Here is a 22,118-nt window from a genome sequence, read left to right as displayed (position 1 = left end):
TATTTTATTATTATTACTGAGTTAGTTGAGCGTGCAAAGTTACTGATTTCTATACAGATTACCCAGATTTGCACGGATTATTTTAGAATCAAAAGTCAAGGGGGGATGCCGTGCTTCCATTAGGGGCACGGATGCGCATCACACTTGCTAGGGTAGGGGCAATGCAGTCAATGCTTATAGGTATACGGATGGTTTCAGCCTTCATTCCACCTCCCAACAAAATAAGGGGAGCAGGAATATCAGCTGTACGTACTACACGGTTATCGGTACTATTTTCCTGCATGACAGTCCAGCCAGGGAGTATTTCAATAAGCAAGTCACCGGAACGCTTGCGATGAAATCCATTGCGTATGCGTTCTATTTGCGGCGACCAGGGACCCAGCAGCAGGCGATGGGCTGAATATACTTCGCTCACGCCACTGAACTGCACCAGAAATTCAGCGGACTTTTCTTGAATTTCAGTCAGGCTCAACTGCTTGTTCTCAATGAGTTTATGGTTGAGATAGATTTGTTGGTTATAATAGGCTTCCACATATTGTCCCTCGCCATAGGATGCCATGAGGTACATGTTCAGTAGGGCGGCACAGCGGTTCAGGTGGAATTCTCCGCCTGGTATCCGGTATGTGCCCGGATCGGCGGCTTCCGGGTCGGCATAGCCGGTAGAGGTGATGCAGAAAAGTACGTTATGGAGCCCGATTCTACGTTCTATGAGTTCTAATAAGGAAGCTATGCTACGGTCCAGTCGTACGTAGGTGTCTTGCATTTCCATGGCACACTCCTGCGTACTACGATGGTTATAATTTCCAGCATAATAGGTCAGAGATAGCAGGTCGGGCACGTCATCTTGTCCGATGGTACTCTTGTTCAGCAGCTCTTCGGTCAGCAGGTTGATTTCCTCGTTGATGAAAGGGCTGGTAATCAGACGGCGGAACTTATTTGTGCGTTCACCGTCCAGTTTGTATTTGAAGGGCTCGTTGCGCCATTCGGGCAGAAATGTATAGCTGGTAAAGGGAAGTGCGGGTGTCCATACCATATCCTTGATACGGTAGTCGGGAGATTTCCGGTCGTTGTATTGACTCAGCCACCACGGAAACTCGTTATAGTAGGTTGTACTACACCATTTTCCAGTATTGTTATTAAGCCAGAAAGCTCCGTTTCCCGCGTGTCCTGCACCCAATATGGCGGCATCGCGGAAAGGTGCGATGGCATAGACCAAGCCTTTGTTGCGGGTGGCTACTTTCAGCTCGTCGGCAATGGTGGAGGTCAGTAATTGGGAGGGGGAAGTGCTTTCGTCGGTATAGTTGCCCATGAAGTTGGGGTCTTCTACGCAGTTTATGGGGCGCAACGTACCTGCATCCAGCCACTGTTCTGCAATGATGCCGTTCATAGACGGTGTTGTTCCGGTGAAGATGGCGGCAATAGCCGAAGCCCGGTCTGTTCCGCAGAAGGGAAATTCTGCTTGGCGGAATACTTTACCTTCACGCAGTAAGCGCTTGAATCCCTTTTCTCCGTATAAGGACGAGAATGCTTCCATATAGTCTGTGCGCAACTGGTCAATGGTCAGCGCCACCACCAGCTTTGGGGAAGCGGGCAACGGTTGGGCTTGTATACTGCTGAATGTAAGTGCGAGTATGGAAGTTATCAGTCCTTTTTTCATTATTTTCGTTTGTATGTCAGAATGAGGTGGTTTGCAGAACGTATCAGCAAACATAGTGCCAAAGGTAATACTGCTGGTGGAATTCTCTGTGGAATTATTGCCCAAATCCCTATAAAAAGTATTAAAATAATAAAATTGGCCAGCATATAGCGGCTTGACTTCCTTTTCCGCACCCTATATAGCATCCATGGAAGGCAGAACAGGTGGAGCGGATGGAACACAAACAGCAGGTAGTTGGGGCTTACTGCCGGGTGCTGTGAACACAGTACTAGGAAGGCCAATATGCATCCGGCTACTCCTGCCGCAAGGAAAAGTACAAGGTCTGTTCCCCAAAATGTTTTTCCTCTTCGTATGCCATAGAGGCTGATGCCTGCTGTGAGTACCAGTAATAATGAAGCTGCCTGCATGGGGGTGATGTCTTCGCTGACGAAATCGGCAGGCGTTTTTCCCGTCACTACGATTCTCTCTTCCCGGGTCACCAAGGGTCTTTTTTGCCCCTTTTTGTCTGCAATCTGTGCTTTGTTGAAATACGCTTGCAGGTAGAAGGGGACAAACATGGCCAGCCGTTTGCTGATGGGCTCGTCTGCCTTGCTGCCCATGCACAAGTCCATGCCGAAGCGCGACCACGGATGCCCTTCGCTGTATGCGTGCAGCAAATCTCTGAAGGAGAGCCCCGTATTGCAGTCGGTCATGTTGTCGGCATAGTGCAGGGTGCCGTTGATGGCACGCTCTATCAGGTCTCGCGGGCGAGTGGCGCAATTGTCGTAGAAGAAGTTGTAGCGGTACACCCGGTTTTCAGGGCGATAATTCTCTTTCAGCAGTGCCGCCAGGCGTTCTTTCTCTTCCTGCGTCAGGTTGAGTGTCTGTTGCCAGACGTCGCGTCCCAGATAGTTGTATTCGGCGGCGAAATGTCCATAGCCGGTCACTCCTAGTTGATAATCCGTTTCTCCCAAGGCAAAACGAAGGATGAAGTTAGGGGCATTGAAGTTGAACATGCCGTAATTGAAGACGGCGTCAATACCACGCGTATAATTCTCGTACCGTATGGCGGTGTGTCCGAACAGGGAATAAATTTCTCCTCCTGCAGCACAAGTCAGTAGGCTGACGCGTATGGAGTCTGTTGTGGCTGTCTTTTGCTGTTGCGCCACCTGGGCATTCGCCGCAGGCAGGTAGAAAAAAAAGATTACTATATATATATGTATAAGCAGGCTTCGTTTCATGCCGCAAACTTACTGAAAATCTCTGGAAAAGGCTAATAAAAGGTGGAAAACTCTTTGTAACGCCTGTTAATAAGGCGTTTGCGAGGACAAAATAGGACATACGAAAAAACGGGATAATGCAAAGAAAAGCGGATGTATGAAGCCGTCAGGTTTTCAAATCATTACCTGCTGAAGTGTGATCTTTAACACGTGGCACTGATTGAACTGGCTGCACACCTGTATGCTACCGACAAATTAACACAGTTCGGCTGTAGATTTCATTCCTGGCCATATTTTCTGACGAATAAATCCCGATTTGCTTCTCCCCATGTAATCATGGCATCAAGGATTGGCAATAGTGATTGCCCGAGTTCTGTAATGGAATATTCCGAGCGTGGTGGAAGCTCAGGGTAGATGGTTTTACCTACAAGGCCATCATCCACCAGTTCTTTTAGTTGTAAATCGAGTACACGTGGTGTGGCTTCAGGTAAAGCCTTGTGTAATTCGCTCGGACGCATAGCTGCATTGCGAAGTTCGTCCAGTATGCAAGACTTCCACTTAGAATCTATCAGGCTCATTGTCAGCCGAAGCGGGCAACTCAAATCGACAGGTATTTTTCTTTCGTACATAATTGTTCCTATTTACGAGGACAAAGATACGGATAACATTCCGAATGAATGGTACACCGAATAATTTTTCAGTATATGAATAATTTTTCGGTACTTGTCTGTACCAGCATTACCCTGTAACTTTGCAGACGATTAATAAAAACAATAAAAGCATTATGAGAGATTCTATTAAAGAATATGAAGCAGTACAAGCAGCTGCTATGAAGTTTGTAAAGAGCGTGGCTGAAGGCAATAGCAAATATGCACGCGAGTTATTTACCGATGATGCTGTGCTGTTCGGTTTTCTCGATGGAGAACCGGAACGCGGTTCCATCGAACAGTTTTACCACAACGTGGACACTGTCAGTGGAGGTGAGGCATTTAAGGCACGTGTTGATGTGGTGGCGGTGGAAGAAACACTGGCAGTTGTTCGTGTTCTTGAAGAGGGCTGGGGGAATCGTATTGATTTCACGGACTATCTGCTTCTGCTGAAAATTGGCGGTGAATGGAAATGTGTAGCCAAGGCCTATAATCAAAACTCGAATACGATACAAAATAAATAGAAACAATGAGTAAAAGAATTGTCATATTAAACGGAAGTCCACGTATGAAAGGCAATACGATAGGACTGGTGGAAGCCTTCAAGCAAGGTGCGGAAGAAGCTGGACATACGGTGGAAGTTTTCAATTTGCAACGGATGGACATTCATCCTTGTTTGGGATGTCTGGGCGGTGGACGCGATTCAAAAAGCCCTTGTCTGCAGAAATTGCGTTTTACTCATGGCAGCAGAAGGCAATACACCGGATAACTTTGAGCCTGTAGAGCATTACTATCATGCTTTGCTTCGTCACCTCGGCTGGGAAAATCTAGGCGAAGTATATGCTGGCGGCGTTATGCAGATTGGCGATATTGCTGGACATCCTTCGTTGGAAAAGGCATATTCATTAGGTAAAAGCATCTGAAACGGTGAAAGCATTATTGGTAAACGGCAGCCCTCACAAAGACGGATGTACTTTTACGGCATTAACTGAGGTCGTTCGTACTTTGCATAAACATGATATTGAAACTGATATGCTGTATCTTGGTAAGAGGCCAATTCTGGATGTATCCGATTGGTAAAAGAGGGAATTGGAAATAGTCGCCATGCGAGACGGTCGTTTATTCAGATTGGTTGTTTGTTTTTAAATTATGAACCTGATGTAATTCTTGATTCACATTATTGGTTGTCTTCAATCAACTGCCGAGTACAGGTGGAAAATGTTTTATATTTACAAATGATACGAGTGTAAGATATGGTGGTATATTGAACCTGATTCAGTCGTATACTGAATTAGGTTCAATCGTATACTGAATAGGGTTCAGTCGTATACTGAATGTGGCGTACTTTAATCGTGCTGATAATCAGATGGTTACAGTATGATGTTGTAGCTTCAATAAATCTCAACAGATTGTCGGGGTGGTATTGTGCTTGTTCAGTACGGAATGAATAAGGATTCTCGTGTGATTGCTTTCTAATAAAGATTTGGTTTCTGCTGGATTTTAATATTAATGTTATATCTTTGCGCCGCTAAAATTATGCAATACGGTGAATCTCATTGTTGATATAGGAAATACCACCGCCAAGATGGCAGTGTTTGATGATGGACGTATCGTGGAGGTTGTGTATGACTCCAATCGGACGTTGGGACGGTTGCCTGAAGTATGTCGTGCATATACGATTGAAAAAGCGATAGTGGCTACTGTCATTGATTTGAGCAGAGAGGTGTTGTCGCAGCTGGAAGGTCTGGCTGCCCCCGTTCTGTGGCTCAATCAAAATACTCCTCTTCCGGTAGAAAATCTCTATGAAACTCCCCAGACTTTGGGGTATGACCGCATGGCGGCGGTGGTGGGAGCCAATGAGCAATTTCCCGGCAGAGATATACTGGTGATTGATGCCGGTACCTGTATCACTTACGAATTTGTTGATGCGGCTGCTCGTTATCATGGCGGTAATATCTCTCCCGGTCTGCAGATGCGTTTCAAGGCGCTTCATCAGTTTACCGGACGGCTTCCGTTGGTGGCTTCTGAAGGGCGTATGATGTCTATGGGAAAGGATACCGATACGGCTATCCGCGCCGGAGTGCTGAAGGGTATTCAATATGAAATTTCAGGTTATGTTACGTCTATGAAGCATAAATATCCTGAACTTTTGGTTTTTTTAACGGGCGGGGATGATTTTTCTTTTGATACAAACTTAAAAAGTATCATCTTTGCAGACAGATTTTTAGTGTTGAAAGGATTAAATAGAATTTTAAACTATAATAATGACAGGCTATAGACAAACACTGTTAGTGCTCTTGCTCACGATGTTAGCGGGAACGTCAGTTGCTCAAAATAATACAAATTCTCCCTATACACGATATGGATATGGACAGTTATCTGAACAAGGCTCAAGTAACAGCAGGGCGATGGGTGGTATTGCCTATGGCTTGCGAGATAAGTACCAGACCAACTTTGTTAATCCAGCATCCTATACGGCGATAGATTCGCTGACTTTTATCTTTGATGGAGCAGTCTCCTTGCAGAATACAAACCTCGGTAACGGTACTCTGAAGCGAAATGCCAAGAATTCCAGTTTTGATTACATTACGATGCAGTTTCGTGCAAGTAAATGGGCTGCCATAAGCGTGGGGCTGTTGCCTTATTCGAATGTGGGATACAACATGGGAGAGTATCAGGAGAATGCGGAATTTCCAGACAAATCTACTACAGTGAGCTATTCGGGGGAAGGAGGCCTGCATCAGCTTTATTTAGGCGCAGGCTTTAAAATAATTAAAAATCTTTCTGTCGGTGCGAATTTTTCGTATCTTTGGGGGGATATAACAAGAACCGCTGCGGAAACCTTTCCGTCCAGTTCAAGTGTATTTCCTATTACAATACAGTCTAATGTAGCTGTAAAGAGTTATAAAGTGGATTTTGGAGCGCAGTACACCCATCAGTTTGGGAAAAAGCATGTGGCAACGCTAGGAGTTGTTTTTTCTCCGAGGCACGATTTGAGTAACGATGCATACGAAGTTATGCAGACAGGAAATAGCAATACGGGAATTACCTCGACAACGAAAGACACTATTGTCGCTTGCGGCATTCCGACAACATTTGGTGCAGGTGTGACGTATGTGTACGACAATCGTCTGACGGTAGGAGCGGATGTGATGTTCCAGAATTGGAGCAAAGTGAGCTATATGAACAATGACGAGGCGTTTTGCGACCGTAGAAGAATATCCGTTGGTGCAGAGTATTTGCCGAATCCTATGGGAAGAAGTTATTTGTCTCATGTGAAGTATCGTTTGGGGGCTTATTATTCCAAACCTTATTATAAGATAGACGGTGTACGTGCCGCTGATGAATATGGTGTTACTGCCGGTTTTGGATTACCCATACCGAGAACCCGTTCCGTATTGAGCCTTTCTGCACAATACGTGCGAACCAAAGGAACCCAAGCTACGTTCTTGAATGAAAATACCTTGCGTATTTGTGTTGGAGTAACCTTTAATGAGCGTTGGTTCTTCAAACGTAAAGTGGATTAATGGAGATTGAATAGACAAAAATATAACAACTAAAATTTAAATACAATGAAAATTAAGACGCTTGTGGCTGTCTTGCTCCTTTCGGGTGGAGTGACCAGCACTTTCGCACAGACTGAAAATTGTAATTCGAACAGTAGTATCTCTCACGAGGCTGTGAGAGCCGGTAACTTTAAGGATGCGTATGCTCCTTGTATGGCTGTGTTGAAGGATTGCCCTACACTGAGATTTTACACCTATACAGATGCGATTAAAATTTTGAAAGCATTTTTAGGTGATATAAAAGATCGTAACTCTGCAGATTACAAAAAGTATTTTGATGAACTGATGCAAGTGTACGACCAAGAAATACAATATTTGCCGGAAATTAATAAAAAATTGAAAACTCCGATGAGTGCGTCTAAGGAATTAGGCAAAAAAGCGGTTGATTATCTTCAATTTTCTCCTAATCCGGATAAGGAACAAGCTTATAAATGGCTGACAGAAGCGACTCGGGGAACTGCTAATGACCCGGACGGTGCTATACTTCACTACTTCCTGCAAACTTCTATGGAAAAAGTAAAGGCTGATGATAATCACACGGATCAATTCTTCCAAGATTATATTGATGCTTCCAAATATGCGGATGATGCCATTGCTGCCGAAACGAATGAGAAGAAGAAAGCTGTGCTGCAGACTATTAAAGACAATCTGGTAGCCATGTTCGTGCAGAGTGGTGTGGCTGATTGTGAATCTTTGCAGAATATCTATGGTCCTAAGGTGGAAGAAAATAAGACAGACTCTACTTTCTTGAAGAAAGCATTGAATATTTTGAAGTTGATGAAGTGTAACGAAAGTGAAGTTTATTTCAAGGCTTCTGAATACATGTATCAAATAGACCCGACTGCCGATGCTGCTGTAGGTGTAGCATACATGTACTATAAGAAAGGCGACTATGATAATGCCGTGAAATACTTTGACGAAGCACTGGCTAAGGAAACCGATAATGACAAGAAAGCTGAAATGGCATATGCCACTGCTGCTGCCTTGATGCAGGCTAAAAAACTCTCTCAGGCAAGAGCATATTGCCAGAAGGCTATTAGCTTTAAGGAAAACTATGGTGATCCTTATATCTTGCTGGCACAGCTTTACGGTTCTAATCCTAATTGGACTGATGAGCCAGCTCTGAATAAGTGTACTTACTTTGTAGTAATTGATAAGTTGCAGAGAGCTAAAGCGGTGGATCCTTCAGTTACAGAACGTGCAAACGAATTGATTAGTACTTATTCCCGTCACACTCCCCAGGCTAAAGACCTCTTTATGTTGGGTTACAAAGCCGGTGACCGTATCACTATCGGCGGATGGATAGGTGAATCTACAACTATCAGATAAAAACCATGTTGCTACAACCCATCAACGTTGTTTATCATAAAAATGTGAGCATAACCATTGTCCTTGGGGCAGTGGTTATGCTTCTTTTATTTTCTTCATGTTCCGGAAAGAAGAAGGAACTGGGCGATGCCATTACCGAGCGTGATTCTATGGCGGTGATGGACACCCGCGGAGTGACTACGCTGGTGTCTGATTCCGGTGTGACACGTTATCGCATCAATACGGAAGAGTGGCTGGTTTTTGACCGCAAGAATCCTCCTTACTGGGCTTTTGAAAAGGGGGTTTATTTGGAGAAGTTTGACTCTATCTTCCAAGTGGAGGCAAGTATCAAGGCCGATACAGCCTATTTCTTTAATAAGGAAGAATTATGGAAACTGATGGGAAATGTACATATACAGAATTTGAAAGGTGAGCAGTTTGATACAGAGTTGCTGTATTGGGACCAGCGGGCACAAAGAATTTATTCGGATGAATTTATCCGTATCGAGCAGCCTGACCGTATCATTATGGGACATGGTTTTGAATCCAATCAGCAAATGACTGTTTATACGATTCGCAAGCCGGAGGGCATCTTTTATGTTGACGAGGAAACTGCTGCGACCGACAGCTTGCAGACTGATACCATAAATTGATAAAATGGATACCGTTATTTTTTTATTGATAACCATGGCTTTGTCCGCCTTCTTTTCGGGGATGGAGATTGCTTTTGTTTCCGTAGATAAACTGCGCTTTGAGATGGAAAGGAAGGCTGGCGTCACTTCCTGTATCATTTCCTATTTCCTTCGCAATCCGAACAACTTCATCTCGACCATGCTGGTAGGTAACAACATTGCACTTGTCATTTACGGTATCTTGATGGCACAGCTCATAGAGGTGAATCTCCTTGCCGGAATTATTTCCAACCATTTCGTAATGGTGTTGGTACAGACTATAATTTCTACTCTTATTATTTTGGTGACCGGTGAGTTTTTGCCAAAGACTTTGTTTAAAATTAATCCCAATCTGATGCTGAGGGTGTGTGCTATTCCTTTATTTATATGTTATGTCATACTCTTTCCTATTTCAAAGTTTGCATCGGGATTGTCCTATCTGTTCCTTCGGGTGTCTGGAATGAAGGTAAACAAGGAGGCGTCAGCCAAGGCTTTTGGTAAAGTGGATTTGGACTACTTCATCCAGTCGAGTATAGAGAATGCCGAAAGCGAGGAAGAACTGGATGCAGAGGTCAAGATATTCCAAAATGCGCTTGATTTTTCGAATATAAAGATACGTGACTGTATTGTGCCGCGTACAGAGGTGGTAGCTGTAGACCTGACCACTACATTGGAAGAATTGAAATGTCTTTTTGTGGAGTCGGGTATTTCCAAAATCATAGTATATGATGGAAATATAGATAATGTGGTGGGATATATTCATTCGTCAGAGATGTTCAGAAATCCGGTGGACTGGAGGAACAACGTGAAGGAAGTCCCCATTGTGCCTGAAACGATGTCGGCTCATAAACTGATGAAATTGTTTATGCAGCAGAAAAAAACCATTGCTGTAGTGGTCGATGAATTCGGCGGTACGGCGGGTATCGTCTCTTTGGAGGACTTGGTGGAAGAGATTTTCGGCGATATTGAGGATGAGCATGATAATACGTCCTATGTATGTAAGCAGCTGGGTGAACATGAATATGTGCTTTCGGCACGTCTGGAAATAGAGAAAGTAAATGAAACCTTCGGGATTGACTTGCCGGAATCGGATGATTATCTGACTGTGGGCGGTCTGATTCTGAACCGCTATCAAAGCTTTCCGAAACTGCATGAAGTGATTGAAGTAGATAACTATCAGTTCAAAATAATTAAGGTGACAGCCACTAAAATAGAGTTGGTGAGACTGAAAGTTGTCGAATAATTTCATTTAGGCGCAAATTTTTAAAGAATAAATGGATGCGTATTAGCATTTTTTGTATCTTCGTGCGCTAAAATGAACATGTTAGGAAAAATAATAATAAACAAATAAATCATATTAACTAAAATGGCAACATTACAAAACATTCGGTCTAAAGGACCTTTATTGGTGATTGTTATTGGTTTGGCGCTGTTTGCTTTCATCGCAGGTGATGCGTGGAAAGTGCTTCAGCCACACCAGTCACAAGACGTAGGTGAAGTGAACGGGGAATCAATTTCCGCTCAGGATTTTCAGACATTGGTAGAAGAATATACAGAAGTCATCAAGTTCTCCAGTGGCAACAGTGCATTGAGCGATGAGCAGACAAACCAAATCAAAGATGAAGTATGGAGAACATACGTCAATAATAAGCTGATTGAAAAGGAAGCAAAGAAGCTTGGTCTGGTTGTGTCGAAGGCTGAGATTCAGGCCATCATTAATGCCGGTGTACATCCGATGTTGCAACAGACTCCGTTCCGTAATCCTCAGACCGGTGCCTTTGATAAGGATATGTTGAAGAAGTTCTTGGTGGACTATTCAAAAATGAATAAGGCACAGATGCCTTCACAATATGTGGAATACTATGAATCCATGTACAAGTTCTGGTCTTTCCTCGAAAAGACTCTTATCCAGGCACGTCTTCAGGAAAAGTATCAGGCTTTGATTACAAAGTCCCTTTTCTCCAATCCGGTAGAAGCACAAAATGCTTTTGATGCAAGAGTGGATCAGTCAGATTTGCTGCTTGCTGCAGTTCCCTATTCTTCTATTGTTGATTCTACTATCGTTATCAAGGATTCCGATTTGAAGGCTGCATACGACAAGAAGAAAGAACTGTTCAAGCAATATGTGGAAACTCGCAATATCAAGTTCATTGATGTACAAGTTACTGCAAGTGCGGAAGACAGAGCTGCTCTTCAAAAGGAAATGGAGGAATATACTGAGCAACTTATTGCCAATCCTTCCGACTATACGACTTTTATCCGTTCTACCGGTTCTGAGACTTCTTACACCGACTTGTATTATACAACTAAATCTCTGCCTGCCGATGTGACGGCTCGTCTGGATTCTGTTGCAGTGGGTGGCGTATTCGGACCTTATTATAATGTATCGGACAATACCCTCAACTCTTTCAAGAAGTTGGCTGTTGCTTCCATGCCGGATTCTATTGAGTATCGCCAGATTCAGGTAGTTGCTGAAGATGCGGAAAAGACAAAGACTTTGGCAGACAGCATCTACAATGCTATTAAGGGTGGTGCCGGTTTTGCGGAAATCGCCAAGAAGTATGGCCAGACCGGTGAGCCTACTTGGATTTCCTCTGCTAATTACGAAGGTGCGCAGATTGATGGCGATAACTTGAAATATATTACTGCTGTTACGACTTTGGGACAGAATGAACTGACTAATCTGGCTTTAGGACAGGCAAATATCATTTTGGAGGTAACCAATAAGAAAGCCGTCAAGAATAAATATAAGGTAGCCGTTGTCAAGCGTCCGGTAGAATTCAGTAAGGAAACTTACAGTAAGGCATACAATGAGTTCAGCCAGTTTATCGCTGCAAACAATACTTTAGAAAAAATGACTGCCAATGCGGAAGATGCCGGTTATAAGTTGCTGGATAGAGCAGACTTGTACAGTTCAGAACATGGTATCGGTGGTATCAGAGGTACCAAAGATGCTTTGAAATGGGTATTTGAGGCAAAAGCGGGTGAAGTTTCCGGTTTGTACGAATGTGGCGAGAGCGACCGTATGCTGGTAGTAGGTGTTGCAAGTGTTGTTCCTGAAGGTTATCGTCCACTGGCTTTGGTAAAGGACCAGTTGAGAGTTGAAATTCTCCGTGACAAGAAAGCTGAGAAGATTATGGCTGACATGAAGGCTGCCAACGCAACTTCGTTCGAGCAGTACAAGAATATGGCAAATGCTGTCAGTGATTCTGTAAAGCACGTCACTTTCTCGGCTCCTGCCTATATCCCGGCATTGCGTAGCAGTGAACCGCTGGTAGGCGCTTACGCTTCTATTGCCGAGGTGAACAAGCTGAGTGCACCTATCAAAGGCAACGGTGGTGTGTTTGTTCTTCAACCTTATGCAAAAGAGAAACTGAATGAAACATTCAACAAGGAAACGGAAGAGACTGCCTTAGCTAACATGCACGCACGTATGGCAAGTCAGTTCATCAGCGATTTGTATCTGAAAGCCAACGTAAAAGACCAACGTTATTTATTCTTCTAAGAATAGAAAGCCCATATTGAAAAGCCGTCCGGTATTTCCGGGCGGCTTTTTTCGTTGTCTATACATTTCATTTTCCATATTCTCCGTTGCCTTTGTGCAACTTTATTCCTACCTTTGCAATCTTGAAAGAGTTTTGTTCTTAATGAAAAAAGATATGCAGAAACGACCTCTATTGGGCTTGACGCTCTCTGAATTGCAGAATGTGGTGAAGAATCTGGGAATGCCCGGTTTCTCTGCCAAGCAGATAGCTTCTTGGCTGTATGACAAGAAAGTGACTTCTATAGACGAGATGAGCAATCTTTCGTTGAAACATCGGGGATTGCTGAAAGAAATCTGTGAGGTAGGCGCCGAAGCACCGGTAGATGCCATGCGCTCTTTAGACGGTACGGTGAAATACTTGTACCGGGCAGGCGAGGGACATTTTGTGGAAGCTGTCTATATACCCGACGGAGACCGGGCTACGCTTTGTGTCTCTTCCCAAGTAGGCTGTAAAATGAAATGCAAATTCTGCATGACCGGCAAGCAGGGTTTTACCGCCAATCTGACATCCAACCAGATTATCAACCAAATCAATTCCTTGCCCGAAAGGGACAAACTGACCAATGTGGTAATGATGGGTATGGGCGAACCGCTTGATAATCTGGACGAGGTCTTGAAAGCGCTGGAAATAATGACCTCTTCTTACGGGTATGCGTGGAGTCCCAAGCGTGTTACACTTTCTTCTGTGGGATTAAAGAAAGGCTTGCAGCGTTTTATTGAGGAATCGGACTGCCACCTGGCTATCAGCCTTCATTCGCCGATACCATTGCAACGTCGCGAACTGATGCCGGCAGAGAAGGCCTTTCCCATCACGGAGATTGTAGAATTGTTAAGAAACTATGATTTTAGCAAACAGCGCAGACTATCTTTTGAATATATTGTTTTCAAAGGTGTGAATGACTCGTTACCGTATGCAAAGGAACTTCTGAAGTTGTTGCGCGGGCTGGACTGCAGGATTAACCTGATTCGTTTTCATGCCATACCTGGAGTGAATCTTGAAGGGGCTGATATGGAAACCATGACTGCGTTCCGTGATTATCTGACTTCGCATGGCCTGTTTACCACTATACGGTCATCGCGTGGAGAGGATATATTTGCCGCTTGTGGCATGTTATCTACTGCAAAGCAGGAGGAGAATAAAGAAGAATTAATATAAATTATTAATTTAGGTAAGGAGGATACTGTGTATTCTTCGTAGCTTTGTGAAAAACTAAAAGTGATAAAGATATGAGAAAGCACGTGTTTTATTTGAGTATGGTTCTTATACTGACGCTTTTTTCTGCTTGTGGTGGTGGCAAAAAGGGTATGTTTACTCCGACTTCCAGTGGTCGTGCGTATGAAGTTCTGGTAGTGGTTGATCCCGGTCTGTGGGAACGTCCTGCCGGTAGGGCGCTTTTCGATGTGCTTGATTCTGATGTTCCGGGGCTTCCCCAGTCAGAACGTTCATTCCGAATCATGTATACTGCCCCTTCCAATTATGATGCCACTTTGAAACTGATTCGCAACATCATTATTGTTGATGTGAACAAGAATCTCTATACTCAGCCTAAATTCAAGTATGCAAGGAATGTATATGCTGCTCCCCAGTCTATTCTCACTATTCAGGCACCGGACGAGGCTTCATTCGAGAACTTTGTGGAGGAGAACAGGCAGGTAATCATTGATTTCTTTACCCATGCGGAAATGAACCGTCAGATTTCAGTATTGAAAGACAAGCATAGCGACTATATAGCAACGAAGGTGAAGAGCTTGTTTGATTGCGATGTATGGGTGCCTGGAGAACTGACATCTACCAAGGAGGGGGAGAACTTCTTCTGGGCAGGTACGAATGCGGCTACCGGCGACCAGAATTTTGTAATCTACTCTTATCCTTATACGGATAAGGATACGTTTACTAAAGAATATTTTGTTCATAAGCGCGATTCCGTGATGAAAATCAATATCCCGGGTGCCCAAGAAGGCATGTATATGTCGACGGATTCTTTGATGACTGACGTACGTCCTATCAGTGTGCAGGGTGACTATGCACTCGAGGTCCGCGGTTTGTGGCGTGTGAAGGGCGACTTTATGGGCGGCCCGTTCGTATCGCATGTACGTTTGGACAAAGCCAACCAACGAATTATCGTATCGGAAATATTTATTTACTCACCTGATAAAATGAAACGTAATCTGGTACGCCAGATGGAGGCTTCGCTCTATACCTTGAGACTGCCTGGCAGCAAGCAGGAAGATGCGGAAATTCCGGTAGGCATAACCGCAAAAGATACTACTAATAATAAGTGATAAAAATGGAAGACAACAAAATAAGAGTCGGCATTACACAAGGCGACATTAATGGTGTAGGGTATGAAGTGATTTTAAAGACATTTGCAGACCCGGTGATGCTGGAATTGTGCACGCCGATTATTTACGGTTCGCCTAAGGTGGCAGCTTATCATCGTAAATCATTAGACCTGCCTATCAACTTCAGTATCGTCAACTCCGCTTCCGAAGCGGATCCTAATCGCTTGAGTGTAGTGAACTGTACGGATGATGAAGTAAAGGTTGAGTTTTCTAAACCTGACGTTGAAGCAGGTAAAGCTGCACTTGGTGCACTGGAAAAAGCTATTGAGGAGTATAAAGAGGGTATAATAGACGTGATTGTCACAGCCCCCATCAACAAGCATACCATCCAGTCGGAGGAGTTTGCCTTCCCTGGGCATACGGAGTATATAGAACAGAAACTGGGAGATGGCGAGAAGGCCCTTATGATTCTGATGAAAGATGATTTCCGGGTGGCATTGGTGACCGGACATATTCCCGTCAAAGAGATAGCCGGGAGCATCACCAAAGAACTGATACAAGAAAAACTGAAGATATTCAACCGCTCCTTGAAGCAGGATTTTGCTATCGGAGCACCGCGTATTGCAGTGCTTTCGTTGAATCCGCATGCAGGGGACGGCGGATTGCTGGGTACTGAAGAGCAGGAGATAATCATTCCGGCCATCAACGAAATGGTTGCTAAGGGTATACTTTGCTATGGCCCTTATCCGGCAGACGGGTTTGTGGGTTCAGATAACTTTACTCACTTTGACGGTATATTGGCCATGTATCACGATCAGGGGCTGGCACCGTTCAAGGCATTGGCTATGGACGAGGGCGTGAACTACACTGCCGGATTGCCAGTGATACGCACTTCGCCTGCTCACGGTACAGCCTACGATATTGCAGGGAAAGGAATAGCCTCTGAAGATTCATTCCGGCAAGCTATTTATGTAGCTATAGATGTGTTTCGTAATCGCCAGCGTGAGAAAGAGGCACATGCAAACCCGTTGCGCAAGCAATATTACGAGAAACGTGACGATAGCGACAAATTGAAACTCGATAGTGTAGAAGAAGATTTGTAGAATGACAAAAGCGGAAATACAACAAGTAAAATTACGTTTTGGCATCATCGGTAACAACGAAGCGTTGATGCGTGCCATTGATATCGCTATCCAAGTAGCGCCTACCGACTTGTCTGTACTGATTACCGGAGAGAGCGGTGTGGGAAAGGAGAGCTTTCCGCAGATAATACACCAGTACAGCCGGCGCAAGCATGGACAGTATATTGCCGTGAACTGTGGGGCCATTCCCGAAGGGACAATCGATTCAGAACTGTTTGGTCACGAGAAAGGCGCGTTTACCGGTGCTATCGGTGAACGGAAGGGGTATTTCGGTGAAGCCAATGGCGGAACAATCTTCCTTGATGAAGTCGGCGAATTGCCTTTGCCTACCCAGGCACGCCTGTTGCGTGTGCTTGAGAGCGGTGAGTTCATTAAAGTAGGTTCTTCTAAGGTAGAAAAGACCGATGTGCGTATTGTTGCCGCTACCAATGTAAACTTGACACAAGCTATTGCTGACGGACGTTTTCGTGAAGACTTGTATTACCGTTTGAACACAGTACCTATTCAGGTTCCTCCATTGCGCGAACGCGGTGAGGACGTTGTGCTGCTGTTTCGCAAGTTTGCTTCGGACTTTGCGGAGAAATACCGTATGCCTGCCATTCAGCTGACGGAAGACGGTAAGCAAGTGTTGCTGGGCTACTCATGGCCGGGTAATGTGCGCCAGTTGAAGAATATCACCGAGCAGATATCCATTATTGAGACTAATCGTGAAATCAATGCATCCATACTGAAGGGCTATCTGCCTGAGCAGAACAACATACAGCGCCTGCCTGCCCTGTTTGGAGTGAAGGAAGACAAGAGCTTCGGGAGTGAACGGGAAATTCTTTATCAGGTTCTGTTTGATATGCGTCAAGATGTAACGGATTTGAAAAAGCTGGTGCATGAGATTATGGCTGAAAGGGGAACTGTAGCCAATCCGGCGGTTGCTGCGTCGGCTTATTATACACCGGCTACGTCGACGGTGGTGCCTCCGGTGACGTCCAGTGTCCCTACCATTATACATCCTTCGGTAAAGCCGGTTACTCCGGTGGACGATGATTTTCAGGATACGGAAGAATATGTGGAGGAATCACTCTCTTTGGATGAAGTGGAGAAAGAAATGATACGTAAGGCGCTTGACAAGCATCATGGCAAGCGTAAAAGTGCGGCTCAAGATTTGAATATCTCTGAGCGTACGTTATACAGAAAGATAAAAGAATATGGATTGGATTAAAAAAGCGGCATTTGCTTTCTTGTTGGCAAGCTTGTCATTTTTGGTGAATTCGTGTAGTATGAAGTTAGGACTTGCCCCGATAAGTTCTATTGACTATACAAAGGTAAAAACGATTTCCATTGCTGATTTCCAGAACCGGGCAGAGTATGTATATGCACCGCTGGCAACAGAGTTTAACCAGAAAATGAAGGATATGTTCATTCAGCAGACCCGTCTGCAACTGGTGAACTCTGGCGGAGACTTGGACATAGACGGAGAAATCACCGGCTACAACCAATATAATGAATCGGTGGATGCCAGCGGCTATTCTTCGAAGGTGAAGGTGACACTGACAGTCAATGTGCGCTACACCAACAACACGAACCATGAGGAGGATTTCGAACAGCAGTTCTCGGCTTTTCAGACCTATGATTCCTCAAAATTGTTAACCGAAGTGCAGGATCAGCTGATAACCTTGATGGTGAAGGATATTGCCGAACAGATTTTCAATGCAACTGTAGCTAACTGGTAAACTTATGACATCTACCCATTTGCAACAATGGATTCAGCATCCCGAGACGCTGAATAGGGATACTTTGTACGAGCTACGCACATTGATGGCACGTTATCCTTATTTCCAGTCACTCCGTTTGCTCTATCTGAAAAACCTCTATCTTCTGCACGATATCAACTTTGGCGCGGAGTTGCGCAAGTCCCTGTTGTATGTGGCAGACCGTCGTGTGTTGTTTTACCTTATAGAGGGTGACCGCTATACCTTGAAATCCCGGAAGGCTTCGTCGCTTTTTTCCGGCAATTCTGAGAAAGAGCCGAGTGTGGACCGTACTCTTTCCTTGATTGATGCATTTTTGGCTACTGTTCCTGAAGAGCATTCACAGCATACGGAGCTGGATTATGCGGTAGATTATACGGCCTATTTAATGCAGGAAGAATCCGATGTGAATGCGGAAGATGAGCCGGAAGTACCTAAACTGCGCGGGCATGAATTGATAGATGATTTTATCCAAAAGAGTGAGTTTTCGGATGCTTCGGATACGAGAAGGGAGTTTCTTGTAGAGAAGGAGGAAGAGACTGAAGAAGAGGAAGAGCCCTCTGTATCGCCGGTAACGGAAGAGTTGGACGATAGCTGTTTTACGGAAACTTTAGCCAAAATCTATATAAAACAGCACCGATATGACAAGGCACTTGAAATTATTAAAAAATTAAGTTTGAATTATCCAAAAAAAAATGCTTACTTTGCAGACCAAATCAGATTTTTGGAGAAATTGATTATTAACGCTAAATCAAAATAACAAAATGTATTTATTATTAATTATCTTAATGCTGATTGTGTCTGTGCTGATGTGCTTCATTGTATTGATTCAAAATTCTAAAGGAGGCGGTCTGGCATCAGGCTTTTCATCATCCAACCAGATTATGGGTGTGCGCAAGACTACGGATTTTCTGGAAAAAGCAACCTGGACTCTGGCTGCTGTCATGGTAGTCTTCAGTATTGTTTCTGCTTACACTATTCCTTCTTCCACAGGCAAGGGCGGTGATGTGATTCTGGAACAGGCGCAACAAGAAGAAAAAACTAATCCTTATAACATGCCCGTAGGTACAGAAGCTCCGCAATCGGAAGCCCCTGCAGTTGCAACTCCGGCAGAGGCTCCTGCTCCTGCAGCAGAGGCCCCTGCGGCAGAATAAGATAAGGGATATTTCGGATGATTCCCGCTTGGAAAAATAAGAGAAAGGTTGATACTGAAAAGGTATCAACCTTTTTTTCGTTTTAATGAAGTATTTATTTACCTTTGTCAGCAATTAATGTGATTTGATTAATAAATTGAAATCTAAATAGTACGATGACAGAACAACTCAAACTTAAATTGAATGATTCCAAGGCTACCCGTTGGGGAGCATTGGTGATTGTTGCCTTCACGATGATGGCAGCTTATTATGTAAATGACGTGGTAGCACCGTTGAAGACAATGTTGGAAACGGACTTGGCTTGGTCCAGTACCGATTTCGGATTCTTTACCGGTGGTTATAGTTTCCTGAATGTTTTTTTCCTGATGTTGATTTGGGGAGGATTAATCCTCGACCGTTTTGGCATCCGTTTCACCGGAAAGCTGGCAACTATCCTGATGGTAGGTGGTACAGCACTTGAATACTACGCAATGACGGGACTTGCTGGTGCTGATGCGACTTTATTCGGAATCAATGAGATATTTGGCTATAAAACCGGTGTGTTCGTTGCTTTTGCCGGTTATTCCATTTTTGGGGTCGGAGCTGAGGTTGCCGGTATTACAGTTTCCAAAATCATAGCCAAGTGGTTTAAGGGAAAAGAGCTTGCCACGGCTATGGGCGTACAAGTTGCTTTGGCGCGTATCGGTTCGCAGGCCGGTTATGCCGTAGCCATTCCTCTGGCCCGTGCTTTCGGTATTTCCACACCGGTGTTGTTGGGCTTGGTGCTGCTGTTGGGCGGTATGGTTGCTTTCTTCATCTTTGCAGTGATGGACAAGAAGCTGGACAGACAGATGGAAGTTGCTGCCATTGCTGCCGGTGCGGAAGATGAGGAAGAGAAGTTCTCCTTTAAGGATGTGAAGAATATTCTGGTCAATCCCGGTTTCTGGCTGATAGCATTGCTGTGCGTATTGTTCTATTCTTGTGTATTCCCATTCCAGAAGTTTGCTTCCGAGTTGATGATTATCAAATACGGTATCAATGAGAATGTGGCCGGTACATTTGCCGGACTTCCGGCACTGGGGGCGCTGATTCTGACTCCGGTCTTTGGTGGTTTCATTGACAAACGGGGCAAGTCCGCATCTATCATGCTGCTGGGTTCGGCCATGCTGATATGTGTGCATTTCATTTATGCTATTCCCGATATAAACTATTGGTTGGTAGCTATTGTGCTGATGATAATTTTGGGTATTGCCTTCTCGCTGGTACCTTCTGCCATGTGGCCGGCTGTGGCCAAGATATTCCCGGTAAGCCAGCTGGGTACGGCGTATGCATTGATTTTCTTTATCCAGAACATCGGTCTTTGGGGTATTCCTACATTGATTGGATGGGTGCTTGATGCCTATTGTATATCCGGTAAGAAACCTGATGGAACGAATATGTATGACTATATGGTTCCGATGTGTATTTTTACCGGCATTGCCTGTTTGTCCCTTGTAGTGGCCCTATTGCTGAAGAAGGCGGACAAGAAGTATGGTTACAAGCTGGAAGAACCTAATATTCAGAAATAATAGGAAAAGCGGATATTGTATGATGGAAATACCCGAGGGAAAAGTAAGTCTGTTGGACGCTGTTCCGGTTCGCTGCGGACATATAACAACCGAATGGGAAGGTGAGTACGCTGTACTCGCCTATCCACGGTTTAAATACGAATGGATGCGTCGTTTGTTATTGCCGAAGGGGATGTCTCCTGACATCCGTGTGAGGCTTGAAGAACACGGTACAGCCGTCTGGAATCTGATAGATGGACAGCGTACCGTGCGCGAAATCATCTCTTTGCTTGCCGGGCACTTTGGGGAGGGAGAGAATTATATTCCCCGAGTCACCACCTACGTAATGCAGTTGCGTAAGGATGGATTTATCCAGTTGACAATTCGGGATTAGAATCCCTTTATTCCCTATCCACTTTTATCAATCCTCCCGTTGCCGTATCAAACAGCACTTTGATGGTCGAATTCTTGTTGAATAGCACCGGTGCGAGATATTCTACGCTGCCGAATTGGGTAATGGGAAGTTGGTCATCAAACAATTTCTTATTGTTATATACTAATGTAACCTGCGCCTTTCCCGGAAGGTTATAGGCCACACCGTCCACTTTCTTTTTGCCTTCCTCGGCTGCAGGCACATCGGGACTTTTGAGGTCGGTGACGCTGATATAATACGGTTCACCGGCAAGGTCATTATTGGCCACCACTCCCAGCTTTCGGGAAAAACGGAAAGCCACCTCATCTTTCATCTCTTTAGGCGTCAGCCGGATGGTGAATGTCTTAGGGGTTTTCTTTGTTTTGCCCGAGAACATTTCTGTCATAGCCGTTTCCTGTTGGTTCAGATTGTCGAGCATCAGCTTGAGCTGGGCGCCATCCTTGGGCATATTGTCTGCTTCGCCACGCAGGAGGGCGTTCTTGCTTTCACGGATGCTATAAATTTCCTTGGCCACCAGCTCGGCCATCTTGGCACTGGAGTTGGACATCAGTATTTCTTCTGTCAGAAAACTGCGTGGGTCAATGTTGCTTTCGGTGTTTTGGGTTTCAGGCATCTTGGCAGTCGGCTTGCCACTGAACGGAATATTGATGGAGCGTACAATCCCGTCTTCAGTAAGCTCCATAAGGGGTGCCACGGTCTTGTCTTTCATTTTGACGAAATAGACGTTGTCCTTATCCGGTACACCGGCTATACGGGTTTCTATCTTATCCAGTGTCCAGAACTCTTCCGGTTCGGCAGATACGTTGTTGAGACGCAGATAGCGGTCGGCATATCTGCAAAATTCTCCGGGAGTGTAGGTGTGCTTGGTGGCTTGCAATACGATTTCTATTTCTGTTTTGGGCAACATATAGGTTATCCCGTAGTCTTTGCCACGCATCACGCCGGCGGTTACGTCTGTTTGTGCTATGGCAGTGGTAGACAAGAACAGAGCTGAGAGCATCAATATATTCTTCTTCATAATGTACATTCGTTTAGACGGATTTAGCTGAGGGACAAAGTTAATGAAGTTATCTTTGCTAAATATTGCTTTATAAATTATTAACAGAGCTGACGAACTGTGTAACTATTCAGCGAATCGAATACAATCAGGTTGGTCAGCAACAATTTTAGAATAATCCTCTGATTATCATCAAAATAACAGTGATTCTATTTGTGAATGTCAGATAAAATCGCTATCTTTGTATCT

At 44.5% G+C, this 22,118-nt stretch carries 23 protein-coding genes; 19 read left to right on the top strand and 4 right to left on the bottom strand.

The genetic code is table 11. The features are described from left to right. Positions 1-88: 88 nt before the first annotated feature. From E5355_RS11320 to E5355_RS11310, 3 genes are all read right to left on the bottom strand, one after another. Positions 89-1,657 carry an alkaline phosphatase family protein gene (locus tag E5355_RS11320; RefSeq protein ID WP_136010473.1) on the bottom strand — a complete coding sequence of 523 codons (1,569 nt, stop codon included), beginning with the start codon at positions 1,655-1,657 and terminating at the stop codon, positions 89-91. Then, on the bottom strand, positions 1,657-2,877 hold the full coding sequence (locus E5355_RS11315) for a DUF4105 domain-containing protein (protein WP_136010472.1): 1,221 nt from the start codon (positions 2,875-2,877) through the stop codon (positions 1,657-1,659). The genes E5355_RS11320 and E5355_RS11315 overlap by 1 nt, the downstream gene beginning before the upstream one ends. Before the next feature lie 257 nt (positions 2,878-3,134). After that, complete coding sequence (locus E5355_RS11310; protein ID WP_168354326.1) at positions 3,135-3,485, bottom strand: winged helix-turn-helix transcriptional regulator; 351 nt, start codon at positions 3,483-3,485, stop codon at positions 3,135-3,137. A gap of 155 nt (positions 3,486-3,640) precedes the next feature. On the opposite strand from E5355_RS11310, the gene E5355_RS11305 reads away from it, so the two are divergent. The 19 genes from E5355_RS11305 (at position 3,641) to E5355_RS11225 (ending at position 20,833) form a co-directional block, all read left to right on the top strand. Continuing rightward, positions 3,641-4,027: a nuclear transport factor 2 family protein gene (locus tag E5355_RS11305; RefSeq protein WP_136010471.1), complete on the top strand. Its 387-nt coding sequence runs from the start codon at positions 3,641-3,643 to the stop codon at positions 4,025-4,027. A gap of 5 nt (positions 4,028-4,032) precedes the next feature. Next, positions 4,033-4,272 (top strand): flavodoxin family protein, encoded by a 240-nt coding sequence (locus E5355_RS19665; RefSeq protein ID WP_210434529.1) that lies wholly within the window; start codon positions 4,033-4,035, stop codon positions 4,270-4,272. Then, entirely contained in the window at positions 4,244-4,426 is a 183-nt protein-coding gene (locus tag E5355_RS19660) for a hypothetical protein (RefSeq protein ID WP_210434528.1), read from the top strand. Before E5355_RS19665 ends, E5355_RS19660 begins: the two co-directional genes overlap by 29 nt. Positions 4,427-4,430: 4 nt before the next feature. Next, entirely contained in the window at positions 4,431-4,583 is a 153-nt protein-coding gene (locus E5355_RS20360) for an NAD(P)H-dependent oxidoreductase (RefSeq protein ID WP_176468468.1), read from the top strand. A gap of 466 nt (positions 4,584-5,049) precedes the next feature. Next, the gene (locus E5355_RS11295) at positions 5,050-5,781 is read left to right on the top strand and encodes a type III pantothenate kinase (RefSeq protein WP_136010470.1); all 732 of its coding nucleotides are present in this window, start codon (positions 5,050-5,052) and stop codon (positions 5,779-5,781) included. After that, entirely contained in the window at positions 5,768-7,030 is a 1,263-nt protein-coding gene (locus tag E5355_RS11290) for a hypothetical protein (protein WP_136010469.1), read from the top strand. Before E5355_RS11295 ends, E5355_RS11290 begins: the two co-directional genes overlap by 14 nt. A gap of 45 nt (positions 7,031-7,075) precedes the next feature. After that, positions 7,076-8,398 carry a tetratricopeptide repeat protein gene (locus E5355_RS11285; protein WP_136010468.1) on the top strand — a complete coding sequence of 441 codons (1,323 nt, stop codon included), beginning with the start codon at positions 7,076-7,078 and terminating at the stop codon, positions 8,396-8,398. Positions 8,399-8,403: 5 nt separating this feature from the next. Further along, positions 8,404-9,030: an LPS export ABC transporter periplasmic protein LptC gene (lptC, locus tag E5355_RS11280; RefSeq protein WP_136010467.1), complete on the top strand. Its 627-nt coding sequence runs from the start codon at positions 8,404-8,406 to the stop codon at positions 9,028-9,030. 4 nt (positions 9,031-9,034) lie between these two features. Continuing rightward, positions 9,035-10,291 carry a hemolysin family protein gene (locus tag E5355_RS11275; protein WP_136010466.1) on the top strand — a complete coding sequence of 419 codons (1,257 nt, stop codon included), beginning with the start codon at positions 9,035-9,037 and terminating at the stop codon, positions 10,289-10,291. Between the two features lie 123 nt (positions 10,292-10,414). Beyond that, positions 10,415-12,553, top strand: coding sequence for a peptidylprolyl isomerase (locus tag E5355_RS11270; protein WP_136010465.1), 2,139 nt, complete (start codon positions 10,415-10,417; stop codon positions 12,551-12,553). Between the two features lie 154 nt (positions 12,554-12,707). Continuing rightward, positions 12,708-13,748, top strand: coding sequence for a 23S rRNA (adenine(2503)-C(2))-methyltransferase RlmN (rlmN, locus tag E5355_RS11265; protein WP_136010464.1), 1,041 nt, complete (start codon positions 12,708-12,710; stop codon positions 13,746-13,748). A 71-nt stretch (positions 13,749-13,819) separates the two neighbouring features. Then, positions 13,820-14,875 carry a DUF4837 family protein gene (locus tag E5355_RS11260; RefSeq protein ID WP_136010463.1) on the top strand — a complete coding sequence of 352 codons (1,056 nt, stop codon included), beginning with the start codon at positions 13,820-13,822 and terminating at the stop codon, positions 14,873-14,875. 5 nt (positions 14,876-14,880) lie between these two features. After that, the gene (pdxA, locus tag E5355_RS11255; RefSeq protein WP_136010462.1) at positions 14,881-15,978 is read left to right on the top strand and encodes a 4-hydroxythreonine-4-phosphate dehydrogenase PdxA; all 1,098 of its coding nucleotides are present in this window, start codon (positions 14,881-14,883) and stop codon (positions 15,976-15,978) included. 1 nt (position 15,979) lies between these two features. After that, positions 15,980-17,230: a sigma-54 interaction domain-containing protein gene (locus tag E5355_RS11250; RefSeq protein WP_136010461.1), complete on the top strand. Its 1,251-nt coding sequence runs from the start codon at positions 15,980-15,982 to the stop codon at positions 17,228-17,230. After that, a complete protein-coding gene (locus E5355_RS11245) occupies positions 17,217-17,741 on the top strand; it encodes an LptE family protein (protein ID WP_136010460.1) in 525 nt (174 codons plus the stop codon). The genes E5355_RS11250 and E5355_RS11245 overlap by 14 nt, the downstream gene beginning before the upstream one ends. Before the next feature lie 4 nt (positions 17,742-17,745). Continuing rightward, positions 17,746-18,519: a tetratricopeptide repeat protein gene (locus tag E5355_RS11240; protein ID WP_136010459.1), complete on the top strand. Its 774-nt coding sequence runs from the start codon at positions 17,746-17,748 to the stop codon at positions 18,517-18,519. A 4-nt stretch (positions 18,520-18,523) separates the two neighbouring features. Next, the gene (secG, locus tag E5355_RS11235; protein ID WP_136010458.1) at positions 18,524-18,913 is read left to right on the top strand and encodes a preprotein translocase subunit SecG; all 390 of its coding nucleotides are present in this window, start codon (positions 18,524-18,526) and stop codon (positions 18,911-18,913) included. A 155-nt stretch (positions 18,914-19,068) separates the two neighbouring features. After that, positions 19,069-20,460, top strand: a complete 1,392-nt coding sequence (locus E5355_RS11230) for an MFS transporter (RefSeq protein ID WP_136010457.1) — start codon at positions 19,069-19,071, stop codon at positions 20,458-20,460. A 19-nt stretch (positions 20,461-20,479) separates the two neighbouring features. Then, positions 20,480-20,833 (top strand): PqqD family protein, encoded by a 354-nt coding sequence (locus tag E5355_RS11225; protein WP_136010456.1) that lies wholly within the window; start codon positions 20,480-20,482, stop codon positions 20,831-20,833. 7 nt (positions 20,834-20,840) lie between these two features. On the opposite strand, the gene E5355_RS11220 is transcribed toward E5355_RS11225, so the two are convergent. Next, positions 20,841-21,890 (bottom strand): DUF4831 family protein, encoded by a 1,050-nt coding sequence (locus tag E5355_RS11220; RefSeq protein WP_136010455.1) that lies wholly within the window; start codon positions 21,888-21,890, stop codon positions 20,841-20,843. Between the last annotated feature and the right edge of the window lie 228 nt (positions 21,891-22,118).

Source organism: Bacteroides muris (ex Afrizal et al. 2022), from assembly GCF_004793475.1.
Lineage (GTDB): Bacteria > Bacteroidota > Bacteroidia > Bacteroidales > Bacteroidaceae > Bacteroides > Bacteroides muris.
The sequence above is the reverse complement of the archived record's forward strand: the minus strand, read 5'-3'. Positions and strand labels throughout refer to the sequence as shown.

Bases quoted from the DNA above. Each gene is read 5' to 3' on its own strand.
- E5355_RS11320 (WP_136010473.1), bottom strand. From the start codon at position 1,657: ATGAAAAAAGGACTGATAACTTCCATACTCGCACTTACATTCAGCAGT.
- E5355_RS11315 (WP_136010472.1), bottom strand. From the start codon at position 2,877: ATGAAACGAAGCCTGCTTATACATATATATATAGTAATCTTTTTTTTC.
- E5355_RS11310 (WP_168354326.1), bottom strand. From the start codon at position 3,485: ATGTACGAAAGAAAAATACCTGTCGATTTGAGTTGCCCGCTTCGGCTG.
- E5355_RS11305 (WP_136010471.1), top strand. From the start codon at position 3,641: ATGAGAGATTCTATTAAAGAATATGAAGCAGTACAAGCAGCTGCTATG.
- E5355_RS19665 (WP_210434529.1), top strand. From the start codon at position 4,033: ATGAGTAAAAGAATTGTCATATTAAACGGAAGTCCACGTATGAAAGGC.
- E5355_RS19660 (WP_210434528.1), top strand. From the start codon at position 4,244: ATGGCAGCAGAAGGCAATACACCGGATAACTTTGAGCCTGTAGAGCAT.
- E5355_RS11290 (WP_136010469.1), top strand. From the start codon at position 5,768: ATGACAGGCTATAGACAAACACTGTTAGTGCTCTTGCTCACGATGTTA.
- E5355_RS11285 (WP_136010468.1), top strand. From the start codon at position 7,076: ATGAAAATTAAGACGCTTGTGGCTGTCTTGCTCCTTTCGGGTGGAGTG.
- lptC (WP_136010467.1), top strand. From the start codon at position 8,404: ATGTTGCTACAACCCATCAACGTTGTTTATCATAAAAATGTGAGCATA.
- E5355_RS11275 (WP_136010466.1), top strand. From the start codon at position 9,035: ATGGATACCGTTATTTTTTTATTGATAACCATGGCTTTGTCCGCCTTC.
- E5355_RS11270 (WP_136010465.1), top strand. From the start codon at position 10,415: ATGGCAACATTACAAAACATTCGGTCTAAAGGACCTTTATTGGTGATT.
- rlmN (WP_136010464.1), top strand. From the start codon at position 12,708: ATGCAGAAACGACCTCTATTGGGCTTGACGCTCTCTGAATTGCAGAAT.
- E5355_RS11260 (WP_136010463.1), top strand. From the start codon at position 13,820: ATGAGAAAGCACGTGTTTTATTTGAGTATGGTTCTTATACTGACGCTT.
- pdxA (WP_136010462.1), top strand. From the start codon at position 14,881: ATGGAAGACAACAAAATAAGAGTCGGCATTACACAAGGCGACATTAAT.
- E5355_RS11250 (WP_136010461.1), top strand. From the start codon at position 15,980: ATGACAAAAGCGGAAATACAACAAGTAAAATTACGTTTTGGCATCATC.
- E5355_RS11245 (WP_136010460.1), top strand. From the start codon at position 17,217: ATGGATTGGATTAAAAAAGCGGCATTTGCTTTCTTGTTGGCAAGCTTG.
- E5355_RS11240 (WP_136010459.1), top strand. From the start codon at position 17,746: ATGACATCTACCCATTTGCAACAATGGATTCAGCATCCCGAGACGCTG.
- secG (WP_136010458.1), top strand. From the start codon at position 18,524: ATGTATTTATTATTAATTATCTTAATGCTGATTGTGTCTGTGCTGATG.
- E5355_RS11230 (WP_136010457.1), top strand. From the start codon at position 19,069: ATGACAGAACAACTCAAACTTAAATTGAATGATTCCAAGGCTACCCGT.
- E5355_RS11225 (WP_136010456.1), top strand. From the start codon at position 20,480: ATGATGGAAATACCCGAGGGAAAAGTAAGTCTGTTGGACGCTGTTCCG.
- E5355_RS11220 (WP_136010455.1), bottom strand. From the start codon at position 21,890: ATGAAGAAGAATATATTGATGCTCTCAGCTCTGTTCTTGTCTACCACT.